Annotated in this window: 16 protein-coding genes; 2 read left to right on the top strand and 14 right to left on the bottom strand. The window is 68.2% G+C overall.

Features of this window, described 5'->3' with window-relative positions:
- Nucleotides 1-48 precede the first annotated feature (48 nt).
- Both leuB and recO read right to left on the bottom strand, forming a co-directional pair.
- Nucleotides 49-1,092 (bottom strand): 3-isopropylmalate dehydrogenase, encoded by a 1,044-nt coding sequence (gene leuB, locus ASE58_RS03320; protein ID WP_055818176.1) that lies wholly within the window; start codon nt 1,090-1,092, stop codon nt 49-51.
- A 63-nt stretch (nt 1,093-1,155) separates the two neighbouring features.
- Nucleotides 1,156-1,887 (bottom strand): DNA repair protein RecO, encoded by a 732-nt coding sequence (gene recO / locus ASE58_RS03325; protein WP_055817806.1) that lies wholly within the window; start codon nt 1,885-1,887, stop codon nt 1,156-1,158.
- A gap of 122 nt (nt 1,888-2,009) precedes the next feature.
- Between recO and ASE58_RS03330 the strand changes: the two genes are divergently transcribed.
- Nucleotides 2,010-2,288, top strand: coding sequence for a hypothetical protein (locus ASE58_RS03330; protein WP_055817808.1), 279 nt, complete (start codon nt 2,010-2,012; stop codon nt 2,286-2,288).
- Between the two features lie 121 nt (nt 2,289-2,409).
- On the opposite strand, the gene ASE58_RS03335 is transcribed toward ASE58_RS03330, so the two are convergent.
- Entirely contained in the window at nt 2,410-3,321 is a 912-nt protein-coding gene (locus tag ASE58_RS03335; RefSeq protein ID WP_235513472.1) for a GNAT family N-acetyltransferase, read from the bottom strand.
- The gene (locus ASE58_RS03340; RefSeq protein WP_055817811.1) at nt 3,318-4,274 is read right to left on the bottom strand and encodes a polysaccharide deacetylase family protein; all 957 of its coding nucleotides are present in this window, start codon (nt 4,272-4,274) and stop codon (nt 3,318-3,320) included. Before ASE58_RS03340 ends, ASE58_RS03335 begins: the two co-directional genes overlap by 4 nt.
- Before the next feature lie 235 nt (nt 4,275-4,509).
- Here ASE58_RS03340 and ASE58_RS17790 point away from each other — a divergent pair, with 235 nt between their 5' ends.
- A complete protein-coding gene (locus ASE58_RS17790) occupies nt 4,510-4,683 on the top strand; it encodes a hypothetical protein (protein ID WP_156347589.1) in 174 nt (57 codons plus the stop codon).
- Nucleotides 4,684-4,717: 34 nt separating this feature from the next.
- On the opposite strand, the gene ASE58_RS03345 is transcribed toward ASE58_RS17790, so the two are convergent.
- From ASE58_RS03345 to ASE58_RS03390, 10 genes are all read right to left on the bottom strand, one after another.
- Complete coding sequence (locus ASE58_RS03345) at nt 4,718-4,915, bottom strand: type II toxin-antitoxin system CcdA family antitoxin (RefSeq protein WP_055817813.1); 198 nt, start codon at nt 4,913-4,915, stop codon at nt 4,718-4,720.
- Nucleotides 4,893-6,824, bottom strand: a complete 1,932-nt coding sequence (uvrC, locus tag ASE58_RS03350) for an excinuclease ABC subunit UvrC (protein WP_055759758.1) — start codon at nt 6,822-6,824, stop codon at nt 4,893-4,895. The genes ASE58_RS03345 and uvrC overlap by 23 nt, the downstream gene beginning before the upstream one ends.
- A 39-nt stretch (nt 6,825-6,863) precedes the next feature.
- On the bottom strand, nt 6,864-7,967 hold the full coding sequence (locus ASE58_RS03355; RefSeq protein ID WP_055817815.1) for a GGDEF domain-containing protein: 1,104 nt from the start codon (nt 7,965-7,967) through the stop codon (nt 6,864-6,866).
- Nucleotides 7,968-8,017: 50 nt separating this feature from the next.
- Complete coding sequence (locus ASE58_RS03360; protein ID WP_055817817.1) at nt 8,018-9,007, bottom strand: oxidoreductase; 990 nt, start codon at nt 9,005-9,007, stop codon at nt 8,018-8,020.
- 1 nt (nt 9,008) lies between these two features.
- Nucleotides 9,009-9,308, bottom strand: coding sequence for a hypothetical protein (locus ASE58_RS03365; protein ID WP_055817819.1), 300 nt, complete (start codon nt 9,306-9,308; stop codon nt 9,009-9,011).
- A 78-nt stretch (nt 9,309-9,386) separates the two neighbouring features.
- Complete coding sequence (locus ASE58_RS03370) at nt 9,387-10,325, bottom strand: alpha/beta hydrolase (protein ID WP_055817821.1); 939 nt, start codon at nt 10,323-10,325, stop codon at nt 9,387-9,389.
- A gap of 131 nt (nt 10,326-10,456) precedes the next feature.
- Nucleotides 10,457-10,777 carry a DMT family transporter gene (locus tag ASE58_RS03375; protein WP_055817823.1) on the bottom strand — a complete coding sequence of 107 codons (321 nt, stop codon included), beginning with the start codon at nt 10,775-10,777 and terminating at the stop codon, nt 10,457-10,459.
- Between the two features lie 75 nt (nt 10,778-10,852).
- The gene (locus ASE58_RS03380; RefSeq protein WP_055817825.1) at nt 10,853-11,452 is read right to left on the bottom strand and encodes a DUF805 domain-containing protein; all 600 of its coding nucleotides are present in this window, start codon (nt 11,450-11,452) and stop codon (nt 10,853-10,855) included.
- Nucleotides 11,452-12,081, bottom strand: coding sequence for a F0F1 ATP synthase subunit B family protein (locus ASE58_RS03385; protein WP_055817827.1), 630 nt, complete (start codon nt 12,079-12,081; stop codon nt 11,452-11,454). The genes ASE58_RS03380 and ASE58_RS03385 overlap by 1 nt, the downstream gene beginning before the upstream one ends.
- Nucleotides 12,074-12,565 carry a F0F1 ATP synthase subunit B family protein gene (locus ASE58_RS03390; RefSeq protein WP_055817829.1) on the bottom strand — a complete coding sequence of 164 codons (492 nt, stop codon included), beginning with the start codon at nt 12,563-12,565 and terminating at the stop codon, nt 12,074-12,076. Before ASE58_RS03390 ends, ASE58_RS03385 begins: the two co-directional genes overlap by 8 nt.
- Nucleotides 12,566-12,593 lie beyond the last annotated feature (28 nt).

Consider the following 12,593-nt stretch of genomic DNA (forward strand, 5'->3'; position numbering starts at 1 on the left):
CGTGGCTCCGTATCCCCGCCTGCGCGGGGATACGGCAACGCGAGGGGATCACAACGCGGCCAGCACCGCGTTCGTCATGTCCTGCGTGGTCGCGGTCCCGCCCAGGTCGGGGGTGCGATGCCCGGCGACCAGCGCCGCCGTCACCGCCGCCTCGATCCGGTCGGCGGCGTCGGCTTGCTCCAGCGAATGGCGCAGCATCATCGCCGCCGACAGGATCGTCGCCAGCGGGTTCGCCTTCCCCTGCCCCGCGATATCGGGGGCGGAGCCGTGGATCGGTTCGTACAGGCCCTTCTTGTCCTGATTGATCGCGGCGGAGGGCAGCATGCCGATCGACCCGGCACACATGCTTGCCTGATCCGACAGGATATCGCCGAACAGGTTGCCGGTGACGATCACGTCGAACTGGCCCGGATTGCGCACCAGCTGCATCGCGGCATTGTCGACATACATATGGGTGAGTTGGACGTCGGGATAGTCGGCCGACACCTCGATCACGACATCGCGCCACAGCTGCGACGTCTCGAGCACGTTCGCCTTGTCGACCGAGCACAGCCGGTGGTTGCGGGTGCGCGCCGTGTCGAAGGCGACGCGGGCGATGCGGGCGACCTCCGCCTCGTCATAGCGCATCAGGTCATGGCCTTCGCGCAGGCCATCGGGCGTCGTGCCCCGGCCCTTTTCGCCGAAATACACGTCGCCGGTCAGCTCGCGCACGATCACCATGTCGATCGCGGCGGCAACTTCGGGACGGAGCGCCGACGCGTCCTCAAGGCCGGCGAACAGTTTTGCGGGACGCAGGTTGGCGAACAGGCCCAGCGCCTTGCGCAGGCCCAGGATCGCCTGTTCCGGGCGGTGTTCGCGCGCGACATTGTCGAACTCGGGATCGCCGACCGCGCCGAACAGGACGGCATCGGCGCGCTTGGCGAGGTCCAAGGTCGCGGGCGGCAGCGGATGACCGTGCGCGCGATAGGCCGCGCCGCCGACCGGCGCTTCCTCGAACGTCAGGTCGAGACCCAGCGCATCCAGCACCTGCCGCGCCGCTGCCACCACTTCCGGTCCGATCCCGTCGCCGGGCAGTATCGCGATCAAAGCCATCATATCATCCATCGTTCACGCACGAAGATTGCGTGGGGGAGCCTCTGCCCCAAGCGCCCGCCCTCACGCAACCGTCCTTTTCAATCGCTCGACCAGCCGCGTGCGCGCGGCGAGGATATCCTGTCCCTTCACCCCCAGCAGGTCGCGCGACAGGAAATGGCCCGACAGCGTGAGGCCATCGAACGCCGCCGCCCAGTCGGCCCGTCCCCCTTCGACCAGGAAGGCGGGCAGCGGCAGCAGCCGATGTTCGAGACCGACCGCCGCCGCGCGCGTCACCGCGCCGCCGCTCCTCGGGCTGACATGGGTCAGGTCATCGGTGACGCCGGTCGCGACACATTCGTCGAGCGACAGGCCAAACCCCAGTTCGGACAGGATCAGCAGCTCGGTGCGCACCAGCGCCCCCACCCAGTCGCTGGCCCCCGGCGCGACGGCGATTGCCGAGAACAGCCCGTCCAAGGCGGCATGGATGCGGGGATAGGGCTGCGCCTCGGGCAGCGCATAGGCGGTCAGCGCACACATCCAGTCGATCGCGGCGGCGGCGAGCGGTTCGGCGAACAGCGGCGCACGGCTCTCGATCAGCTCGACGGTCAGCGCCGCCAGCTGCGTATCGGTCCGCGCGCGCCAGTCGCCGCGGATCAGGTTGCCGGGTTGCAGGATCGGTCGGATCGCCCTGCTCCGCCCGCCCCGGACGTAACCGGGCTGGACGCCGGCATGTTCGGTCAGCGCCCGCACGACCGCGCCATGTTCGCCGTGCGCGCGGACGGACAGGAGGATCGCGGGGGCGGTCAGGTGCATGAGGTGGGTTTAGCAGTGTCACCGTCCGAATGCAGCGTATTGCGGTATCCGCCGGCTCAGCGCAGGATCTGGTCGATGCGGTACGGTGATGATACCGTCGTCCACAGCAGAAAGGACGCCCCTTGGAAGTACCCCCGGCCATCGAACAATGTATTTCCGGACATCAGGATGTCGTCGTCAGCGTTTCCGGAAAGCCGGCGCAGGTAGCAGCGTTTCGAACGGATGCGATCAAAAGCTACGCGGGTTGGACGACCAGCGGCATCGAGACACAGGGCGATGACTCCTCGCTGACGCTGCGAGGCAAGCCGGACACGCCATATGTCGCCGTCGCCACGCTGCAGGACAGCGCCAAGCTGCGGCTGATGCCGCTGCGCATCAACTTCCTCTGCGACAAGCGCTGATAACCGGCCTTATCGGCGCTTGGGTTCGGGCGAGTTTCCCGTTCCTACAGCGCCATGGCCATATCGGAATCGCGCGAGTTCCTTGCATCGGTGGTTAGGCGCGGGTCGACGCGGGCATATTCTACCCCCGCCGCACCCGCGCCACCAGCGGCCCGATCACCGGCCATTCCCGCGCCCGCTTCACTTGCGCCACGCCGCCGTCGAACGCCCGCAGTGCCTTCACCGTCGCGCGGTTGCCGAGCGTTCCGCGTAATAGCAGCAGGTCGACACAGGGCGTGCCGCCGGTCGCGAATTGGCGCTTGTGCTGGCCTTCCCCTTCGGTGAAGTCGAAGCGCAGCGCGGCCGGGTCGGCGAAGAGGGTGCGGAACGCCTCCAGATGCAGGACGCTGCCGGGCGACCATTCGCTCCAGCTGGGGTCGTGGCCGACATAATCGTAGCGGACATCGCCCTGCGCCATCGGGCAATAGAGGTAGGCGATCGGGCTGCCGCCGACGAACAGCAGCCAGCCGAATGCCTCACCCGCCGCACCCTTGCCCTGCATTTCGGCGCGGAACGCCATGGTGTCGGGCAGGCCGGCGCCGAGCAGCTTTTCCTGATAGGTATGCTGCGCGACCCGGCGGGCGATGCCGTGGAATTCGGCCAGTTCGGCGGGTGTGCGATAGGTGCGGACGTCGAGCGTGCCGTCATTCGCCTCGGCCAGCTTCTTCGCCTTGCGCTTCAGGCCCGAGCGCGCATTGCCCGACAGGCCGGCGAACCACGTGTCGAAGCCGATGGTCAGGTCGGCATGGTAACGGGTGTAGCGTTGCCGGACGAACGCGAAGCCACTGTCGGGGCGTACCGCGTCGAGCAACGGTTCGGGCAGCGAGGTTACCGACCAGCCATCGGCCCCCGGTGGCAACGGCGGCAGGATGGGTGACTCCCCCGACAGCACGTCGCGCAGTTCGAGCGGCACGCGCACCAGCCGGCGGCGGATCGAAAAGAGGGTCCGTGCGCCGATCTGGAACTTCAGCGGCCAGGGGACGGCAACGCTCATGCCGCGCGTTCCTCGACCCAGTTGGACCACAGCTGTTCGACCTGCCGCCGCCGCGTGCGCCATGCGCTGGCGGGCAGCGGGCGGTCGTCCTGCCCCAGCCGCAGCGGCGGACGGTCGCGGAAATGGGTGGTGGGCAGCGCCCCGGCCCGGTCGGCCAGCGTGCGGCACAGTGCCTCGAACCGGCGGACATGGACGCCGTTGGCGCGCGTCCCCTGCCGGTTGGCGAGTTCGAAGCCGTGGCTGACGACCGTGACCGCCGCATGGGCCTGCGCGGCGGCATGGGCCAGCGCGGCGCGCATCTCGGCCGCCGACAGCGCGCAGATCTGGAAATGGCGCCGACCGCCGCCGGGCATGGCGATGGTCGTCACCGGCAGCTCGATCAGGCCGCGATGCGCGACCGGCGCGATCAGGTCGGGCGACAGCGACATGGCGCTGGGCCACGGATGATGCGCGCCGTTGTGGCTGCTGTCATAGGCGAAGCCGAGCGCGGCCAGCGCGTCGATCGTCGTGTCGTTGGCGCTGTAGCTGCCGGCGCGGAACGCCACCGGATCGGGCGCGCCGCACGCGCGCAGCAGGTCGCGTGCCTCGCCCAGCATGTCCTGTTGTTGGTCGCGCGACAGGTCGACCAGTTCGAAGCTGCCATGCGCCCGCCCCCGGTCGCCCACCGCCGCCCCGTCCCAGTTAGGATGCAGGTGCAACTGCACCTCTTGGCCCGCCGACAGGATCGCCGCCACGGTCGGGGCGATCGCGCCCATGCCATAGAGGCGCGCGGGCAGTGGATCGACGAAGAAGCATGCCTTCAGCCCGTACGCGCGCAGCCGCTCCAGCTGCCACCTCACCCCGACCCCGGCGGGTTCGAGCGAGCGGGCGACGACGGCCGTTGCGGGCAGGTCCGCCGCATGGTGCCGCCACATCAATTCAGTGTCGATCGTCAGGAATACCGGCGTTGCCATGGGCGTGTCCTGCACGGGGTCGCGTAAACATCCCATAAAGCCGCGCCCGCTGCATCGCATATTTTGTACGTGGTGTACCGTTCTTCCGTTAACCACTGTCTCGCAGATGCAGTGCGTATTGTTACCGCTGCGTACCGAAAATTGCCTGTAAATTGCGGGAATTCGGGGGTCGACACGGGGAACAGGAGCCGCGAAGGCGTCGTTGGGCGCGGTAACTTTATCTCCGGAGGGCAAGATGATCGACGACGACATCGATCGCACCGACGCCATTTTCCTGGTCGCCCGCCACGGCCGCGCGGCACCGGACGTGGCCGGATCGCGCAGTACCCGCGCCTGCAACCGGGGCGACACCGGCGAGGCCCGGCGCTGGCAGGCGATCCGCAACTTTATCCAGCGGGGTATCCGGTAAGCACTGCGAACGGGAGCCGGTTGAGACACCGGCCTTATTCGGGCGACCCGGCCCAGTCGTTCCATTCGGCGATCGCCGCCGCCGTCTCGGCGCGCAGTCCGGCCAACGCCGCTTCCTCGACCGCCCGCAACAGCGCCGCGTGGCAGGTCGCGGCAACATCGATCCCCGCCGCCTGCGCCCGCGCCACCAGCGCCGGGTCGAGCGCGACCTCAACGGGCGTGGAAGAAGTCATAGACCCCCTGTGCCATCGCCTTGCTCACGCCGGGTGCCTTTTGCAGATCCTCGAGGCTGGCGTTGCGCACCGCGCGGGCGGTGCCGAAGTGCATCAATAGCGCCTTCTTCCGCGCCGGGCCGATGCCGGGCACGTCGTCCAATGGGCTGGCCCCGATCGCCTTCGACCGTTTGTCGCGGTGGGCACCGATGACGAAGCGGTGCACCTCGTCGCGCAGCCGCTGGAGATAGAACAGCACCGGCGAATTGACCGGCAGCATCAGTTCGCGCCCGTCCATCAGGTGGAACACCTCGCGCCCGTCGCGGCCGTGATGCGGCCCCTTCGCGACGCCGACCATGCAGACATCCTCGATGCCCAGATCCTCCAGCACCGCCTTCGCCGCGTTCAGCTGCCCCTTGCCGCCGTCGATCAGCACGAGGTCGGGCCAGCCATTGCCGTCGCGATCGGTTTCGCGATCCGGATTCTCCTCCTGCGCGCGGGCGAAGCGGCGGGTCAGCACCTCCTTCATCATCGCGAAGTCGTCGTTGGTCTGCGCCTGCTTGATGTTGAACTTGCGATACTGGCCCTTGCGGAACCCCTCCGGCCCGGCGACGACCATCGCGCCCAGGGCGTTGGTCCCCTGGATATGGCTGTTGTCGTACACCTCGATCCGGTCGGGCGGCCCCTCGAGTTCGAACAGATCGGCGACCTCGCGCAGCAGCTTGGCCTGGGTCGTGGACTCCGCGTTGCGGCGTTCCAGCGCCTCCTCGGCATTGCGCTTCGCCTGGTCGAGCAGGCGGCGGCGGACGCCGCGCTGTGGCACCGACAGCGCGACCTTGAACCCGGCGCGCTCGGCCATCGCCTCGGCCAGCACCTCGCTTTCCGCCAGATCGCGGTCGACGAAGACGTTGCGCGGTGGCGGCACCTCTTCGTAGAATTGCATCAGGAAGGCGGACATCACCTCCTCCTCCGGCACGTCGTTGGTATGCGCCGGGAAGAAGCTGCGATGGCCCCAATTCTGGCCACCACGGATGAAGAATGCCTGGATGCCGATCGTCCCCTCGCGGGCGGCCATGGCGAAGATATCGGCATCGCCGACGCCATCCGCATTGATCGCCTGAGACCCCTGAATGAAGGTCAGCGCCTTCAGCCGGTCGCGCAGGACGGCGGCCAGTTCGAAGTCCATATTCTCCGCCGCCGCCTGCATCTGCACGCCCAGCTTCGCCTGCACCTTGGTCGATTTGCCGCCAAGGAAATCCTTCGCATCGGCGATCAGCTCGGCATAGGCCGCCTGGTCGATCCGCCCGACACAGGGGGCCGAGCAGCGCTTGATCTGGTACAGCAGGCACGGCCGGTCGCGCGTCTTGAAGAAATTGTCGGTGCACGAGCGCAGCAGGAACAGCTTCTGCAGCGCGTTCAGCGTCTGCGTCACCGATCCGGCGCTGGCGAAGGGGCCGTAATAATTGCCCTTCGCCCGCCTTGCTCCGCGATGCTTCTGGATGCGCGGAAAGTCGTGGTCGGCGCGCAGCAGGATGAACGGAAACGACTTATCGTCGCGCAGCAGCACGTTGTAGGGCGGGCGATAGCGCTTGATGAGCTGCGCTTCGAGCAGCAGCGCCTCCGCCTCGTTATTGGTCGTGACGATGGTCATGCTGCGGGTCTGCGCGACCATGCGCTGCAACCGCTTGGTCAGGCGCGACACCTGCGTATAGTTCGCCACGCGGTTTTTCAGCGCGCGCGCCTTGCCGACATACAGCACTTCGCCGCGCGCATCCTGCATCCGGTACACGCCCGGCCGCGCGGGCAGCGTCGCCAGCACGTTGCGGATCGCGGCAACACCGGCGTCGATGTCCGGCGCGTCCGACCCGCGCACGGTGAAGCTGGCCTTGTCCTCGTGGAAGCGATTGGGGGCGTTGGGGGTTTCCGACATTCCCGCCGATTTAGGGAGCGCGGCCCGCGAGCGCCAGCGTCATGCCGCCGCCGCGGTACGACCCCGGCTCTTGGCGCGGTACATCAGCAGGTCGGCCCGCTGGATCACATCGTCGATCGAGCGGTCGCCGGGTTCGATCGGCGCCGCGCCGATGCTGAGCGTCCATGCCGGCAGCCCCGCCTCCCCGCGACCGGCGCAGCGGCGCAACCGTTCGGCGGCCTGTGCCGGATCGTCGGCACGGGTGATGACAAGGAATTCGTCGCCGCCCAGCCGCGCGACGAAATCGCCGCCGACGCTGCGTTGCAGAGCCGTCGCGATCGCCACCAGCACCCGGTCACCCACCGCATGGCCGTGGCGGTCGTTGATCGCCTTGAACCGGTCGACATCGATCAGCAGCGCCACCCGCCCCGGCACCAGCAGTTCGGCCGCGCCCGCCGCCAGCGCGGCACGGTTCCCCACGCCGGTCAGCGGATCGCGCAGCGCCATCTGGCGCAATTGCTGTTGCGATCGCAGCCCGGGGATCGACAGCAGCGACAGGTTGGCGATGCCCATCAGCATCTGATCGGCCAGCATCGGGACCAGCGCGATGTAATGCACCGCCCGGGCCGACAGGAACTCGCCGATCGCCGCCGCCACATAGCAGGGCACATAGACCAGCAGCGCGACCCCGGCGAACCGGCGCATCGTCCGCGTGCCGTCATCGGCGCGGCTGACCAGCAACGGCCAGCAGAACAGGAAACTGGCAAACCCCAGCCCGAGCGACAGCAATATCCGCGCCGTCATCGCCCCCGCTGCACCGGGAAGCCCCATCGCGATTGCCGGCACGATCGCCACGCCGGCAACGACGCCGAGCATCCAGCGCTTCAGCGGCACCTGTCCATCGAAGGCACGAATACCGGCGAGGATGAACGCGATCGACAACGCCAGCAGGCCGTTGAGCGGCCCCGCCGCCCAGGGCGACAGCGGCTCCCCGGCCGCTTCATAGCCGAGCAGAACCGCGCTGTAGCTGCCGGTCGCGGCCGCCCACCACCACATATACGGCGTCCGTTGCCGCCACCCGGCCGCCGCGAACACCAGCGCGAACGCGGTGCTGGCGAGCAAACTGCACAGGCGCAGCGTGGAAAGGTCGGGCAGGTCGAACATTCCGGGCGAGCTTACCGGTCGAGCGTTAACGGCTTGTAACGCGACGAAATCTACCCCGCCCGTGCCGCTTCGATGATGCGCAGGCCACGTACTGCGTCGACCGGATCGACCGGTACCTCGCCTTCGCCCCGGATCGCATCGCGCATCGCCCGGTAGAACCCGCGCCAGTCGCCCGTTTCCGACCGCACCGGACGCGCAGCACCCTCGGCATCGGTCAGCAGGCCCCACTGATGATCGGGTTCGATGCCATAGCCGCTGTCGGTCGGCATTCCGCCGGCACGCAGCACCGCCTCCTGCGGATCGATGCCATGTTTGACGAAGCTGCCCCTGGTCCCGTGCAGGGCGAAGCGCGGGCGGGGGGCGGCGACCAGCGAGGCGGAACCGATGGTGACGCGGCGCGCGCCATAGCGCAGCACCACCTCGAAATAATCGTCGACGCCGGCGCCGTCGCGCTGCGTCGTCACGTCGCCCGCGACCGCATCGGGCATGCCGAACAGGCGGATCGCCTGATCGATCATATGGGGGCTGAGGTCGCTCAGCAGTCCGCTGCCCGGCCCGCCCTCCTCGCGCCAGCCTGGCTTGATCGCGGGGCGGAACCGGTCCCAGCGCAGCTCGGCCAGCTGCACCTCGCCCAGCGCATCCTCGCGCAGCAACCGTTCGACGGTCAAGAAATCGCTGTCCCAGCGACGATTGTGGAACACACTGAGCAACCGCCCCGCCCCGCGCGCCAACTGCACCAGCGCGACGGCATCGGCGTCGTCGGTGGCCAGCGGCTTGTCGACCACGACATGCCGCCCGGCGGCCAGCGCCGCCTGCGCCAGCGGGGCGTGGCTGTCGTTGGGCGTGGCGACGACGATCAGGTCGAGGCTGTCGTCGTCGATCAGCGCCATCGGATCGGCGTGGCGCACGGCACCGGGAAAGCGATCGGTCGGGCGCGAGGTGGCGATCGCCGCCAGCTCCATCCCCTCGACGGTCGCAATCAGCGGCGCGTGGAACGACGCGCCGGCAAGGCCGAACCCGATCAAGCCGACGCGCACCATGTCAGTTTAGCTTCGCGAGTTCGGCAGCGACCTTCGCGACCTGTTCATCGGTGACCTTGCCCTGGGCATAGGGCTGGACCTGCTTCAGGCTCATCCCCTTGAACATCGGGTAGGATTCGTGTGCCAGCATGCCCGGAAACTGCGCGTCGAGGATCGCCTTCCCCTTCGGATTGGCAGCGATGGCTTCGATGCTGCTGTCGATGGTCAGCTTGGCGGTGGCCGACGCCGGGGCCGGCGCGGTCTGGGCCGAGGCGGCCAGCGGCGTCGCCAGCAACGCGGCGGCGGTGAACAGGAACTTCATGGCAATCCCTCCATGGGCTTGGTCGCCCGCACAAGGACTTAGCGCCCCGCCCGGCCGCCGCCAAGCGGGGCGCGGGGGTCAACCCGCTCGCTTCGTCCAGCCATGCATGTCCATCCAGCGGACGAACGCGTCGAACCACCCGGTGCTGGTCGTCGGCTTCGGATACATGCCGAACCCGTGCCCGCCCTGTTCGTACAGGTGGAATTCGACCGGACGCTTCGCCGTCTTCCACGATTCGATCAGGCCGAACCCGCTATTCGCAAAGAACGGATCGTCGGCCGCGATCGCGACGAACAGCGGCGGCGCGTCGGTGGGCACCGGCCCCATCGCGGCGAGCGGGCCGTACACGTCGCCGATGAACGCGGGCTTCGCGGGGCCGTTCGACAGGGTGGTCGCCATGGTCAGCATCGCGCCGGCCGAAAAGCCGATCATGCCGATGCGGTTCGGATCGACCTTCCATTCGCCCGAGCGCGACCGGATCAGCGCGAAGGCGGCATTGGCATCGGCGATCTGCGGGGCGAGCATGTTGCCGGCAGCCCCCGGCGCTGGACGCGGGCGGGGTGCGGTGCCGGAAAACATCTCGCGCATCGACGTTTCGAACCCGGCCATGTCAGCCGGCGTCTGGTTCAGGCGATATTTCAGCACGAAGGCGGCGACGCCGCGCTCGGCCAGCGCCTTGGCCACGTCCCAGCCTTCGTTCGACATCGACAGCGTACGAAAGCCCCCGCCGGGCGCGACGATCACCGCCGTGCCGGTGGCCTTGGCCGGATCGGGCAGGAACGGGGTCAGCGTCGCATCGGTCACGTTGCGGGTGAAGCTGCTGCCATATTGCCGGTGCCACGATTCCTTCGCGGTCGCGCCGGGCAGCGTCCCGGTGTTCAGCGGGATGGCATTGGGCTGGGCCGGGGCTGCCATCGGCTCCATCCTGTCGCTCTGCGCCAGTGCCGGCGTGGCAATCGATACCAGTGCCGCGCCGATCGCCCAGCCAAGCGTACGCCGCCCGTGAAATGCTCGCATAAACCCTCTCCCTGTTATTATCGGGCGAGTATCCTCACGGCTCGGGGCGTTGTCCAACGATTCTTGTTAGCGGTAACGGTTATCATGGAGACGCGTATCCCCGCACAGGCGGGGACACGGTTTCAAGAAACTTACCCCTGCGCGAACAGCTTGGTGCCGACCACGCCGACGACGATCAGCACCATGAAGCCCGCCTGCACCGGCGCGATTTTTTCCCCGAACAGCATCGCGCCGCCGATGATGACCCCGACCGCGCCGAGGCCGGTCCACACCGCATAGGCGGTGCCGGCCGGAATGCCGCGCATCGCCAGCGCCAGCAGCCCCATATTTACGAACGACAAGGTGATCGGCACGGCGGACGCGGCCAGCGTCCCCTGCCCCGCCGCCCATTTCAGGCTCAGCGCCCAGATAATCTCACACACGACCGCAACCGCGAGAATGGCCCATGCCATATCGCTTACTCCATTTGCGGGCTCGGAAAGGAAACGGGCACGGCCGGAAACCCGAAAGAGGCCGTGCGAAAGGGTTCAGTCCAGCGGTGGACCAAAGCGATTGGGTCCGGGATCGCTCGGTCGGCACAGTTGCACGACCAGCACGGCCAATGTCGTCAGATAGACGACGTTGTTGCCGAACAGCAGCAGGAACGCGCCGGTATCCGGCACCATGTCCCGCTGCCCGAACTGATCGAAGACCAGCCAGAACGCGATCAACCCGATGCCGAGAAACGGCACCGGCAACAGCCCGACCCAGCCGGGCCGCCCGGAATCATGCAGCCTGCGGACGACCGATGCCGCCAGCAGCAGCAACGAGAACAGGGTAACGATGGCGACGCCGGGGATGAACCAGCGCATCGGCTCCAGCATCAACGTCGGCGGGACCGGTCCATCGATCTGCATTGAATAATAGCCGGGGCCGGCGGTCACCGTGGTCCGATCCGGATTTGCTTCCGCAAAAGCCGCCATGTTGCGGGCGATGCCAAGGAACATCGGAATACCGACGATCATCCCGGCGATCATGTTGGCGACCATGACGCAGGCGACCCACGGCCAAAACAACCCGCGCGGCTCGCGACCGGACCACCGCGTCAGCCGCTGGAGCTGAAACCACGGGGTCCGGTGCGGTGGCATCAGTTCAGGCGGCTACCACCCAGACCGGCAATGGTCCGGTCGACCAGCGCGCGGTCGGCTTCACCCGACAGGTGCGTCGAGATCAGCGCGCTCGCAGCCTTCGCAGCGGCATCGGCGGCGGTCGCGCGGACCTCGGCAATGGCGGCGCGTTCGGCGGCGGCGATCTTGTCGGTCGCCATCTTGGCACGACGCTGGGTCAGTTCGGCGGCGTCGGCCTCGGCCTTCACCAGCAGCGCCTGCGCCTCGGCTTCGGCATGGGCGACCATCTCGGCGGCCTGCGCCTCGATCCCGGCGATCTTCGACGTATATTCGTCGCGCAGCGCTTCGGCTTCGGCGCGCAGGGTGCGCGCTTCGTCGAGGCGGGTGCGGATCGCAGCGATCTGACCGTCGAGCAGGCGGCCGATCACGGCGGGCACGCCCTTCACGACCAGCACCAGCAAGAACAGCAGCATCGCCGCGCTGACCCATGCCGTGGCGTTCAGGCCCAGCGCGGTGGGATCGGCGTGCGCCGTTCCGGTGGTGCTGCCGTGCGAACCCTCGACGGCTTCGGTCCCGGTCTTGGCCAGGCCCTCTTCGTGGATCGCTTCGTTCAGCGTGGGGCTGCTGTGCGCGACGTTCGGATTAGCCATGGAGCACCGCCTTCACCGCGCCCTGCGCGTCCTGTTCGCTGACCCGCACGCCTGACACGCGCTCGACGATCGCCTGTGCCGCCTCGGCGGCGACGTGTTCGACCTGCGCCATTGCCGCGCCACGCTGGGCAGCGATATCGGCTTCGGCCTGCGCGACGCGGGCCTGCATGTCGGCATTGGCCGCGGCCAGCCGTTCGGCGGCCGCCGCCGCACCCTTTGCACGGGCTTCGGCCAACAGCTTCTGCGCAGCCTCGCGGCTGGCATTTTCGCGGGCACGCCATGCCGCTTCGGTCGCATCCGCCGCACCGCGCGCCTGTTCGGCGGCGGCGAGGTCGGCGGCGATGCCCTGGTCACGCTGGTCGACCGTGCCCTGCACCTTGGGCACCATGCCGAGGCCCACGACGAGGAACACGATGCCGAAGGTCAGCACCAGCCAGAAGACCTGCGACCCCCAGGTCGCGGCGAGCTGCTCGATTTGCGGCATGAAACGTCCCGTATTGGTCTGGTCGACC

The sequence above is a fragment of the Sphingomonas sp. Leaf9 genome (assembly GCF_001421355.1).
In the GTDB taxonomy this organism is placed as follows: Bacteria; Pseudomonadota; Alphaproteobacteria; order Sphingomonadales; family Sphingomonadaceae; genus Sphingomonas.

What these genes read in the sequence shown, in the direction of transcription:
- ASE58_RS03345 (WP_055817813.1), bottom strand. Translation starts at nt 4,915, where the DNA reads ATGACTTCTTCCACGCCCGTTGAGGTCGCGCTCGACCCGGCGCTGGTG.
- ASE58_RS03335 (WP_235513472.1), bottom strand. Translation starts at nt 3,321, where the DNA reads ATGAGCGTTGCCGTCCCCTGGCCGCTGAAGTTCCAGATCGGCGCACGG.
- ASE58_RS03390 (WP_055817829.1), bottom strand. Translation starts at nt 12,565, where the DNA reads ATGCCGCAAATCGAGCAGCTCGCCGCGACCTGGGGGTCGCAGGTCTTC.
- ASE58_RS03355 (WP_055817815.1), bottom strand. Translation starts at nt 7,967, where the DNA reads ATGTTCGACCTGCCCGACCTTTCCACGCTGCGCCTGTGCAGTTTGCTC.
- leuB (WP_055818176.1), bottom strand. Translation starts at nt 1,092, where the DNA reads ATGGCTTTGATCGCGATACTGCCCGGCGACGGGATCGGACCGGAAGTG.
- ASE58_RS03380 (WP_055817825.1), bottom strand. Translation starts at nt 11,452, where the DNA reads ATGCCACCGCACCGGACCCCGTGGTTTCAGCTCCAGCGGCTGACGCGG.
- ASE58_RS03375 (WP_055817823.1), bottom strand. Translation starts at nt 10,777, where the DNA reads ATGGCATGGGCCATTCTCGCGGTTGCGGTCGTGTGTGAGATTATCTGG.
- ASE58_RS03385 (WP_055817827.1), bottom strand. Translation starts at nt 12,081, where the DNA reads ATGGCTAATCCGAACGTCGCGCACAGCAGCCCCACGCTGAACGAAGCG.
- ASE58_RS03365 (WP_055817819.1), bottom strand. Translation starts at nt 9,308, where the DNA reads ATGAAGTTCCTGTTCACCGCCGCCGCGTTGCTGGCGACGCCGCTGGCC.
- recO (WP_055817806.1), bottom strand. Translation starts at nt 1,887, where the DNA reads ATGCACCTGACCGCCCCCGCGATCCTCCTGTCCGTCCGCGCGCACGGC.
- ASE58_RS17790 (WP_156347589.1), top strand. Translation starts at nt 4,510, where the DNA reads ATGATCGACGACGACATCGATCGCACCGACGCCATTTTCCTGGTCGCC.
- ASE58_RS03370 (WP_055817821.1), bottom strand. Translation starts at nt 10,325, where the DNA reads ATGCGAGCATTTCACGGGCGGCGTACGCTTGGCTGGGCGATCGGCGCG.
- ASE58_RS03340 (WP_055817811.1), bottom strand. Translation starts at nt 4,274, where the DNA reads ATGGCAACGCCGGTATTCCTGACGATCGACACTGAATTGATGTGGCGG.
- ASE58_RS03360 (WP_055817817.1), bottom strand. Translation starts at nt 9,007, where the DNA reads ATGGTGCGCGTCGGCTTGATCGGGTTCGGCCTTGCCGGCGCGTCGTTC.
- uvrC (WP_055759758.1), bottom strand. Translation starts at nt 6,824, where the DNA reads ATGTCGGAAACCCCCAACGCCCCCAATCGCTTCCACGAGGACAAGGCC.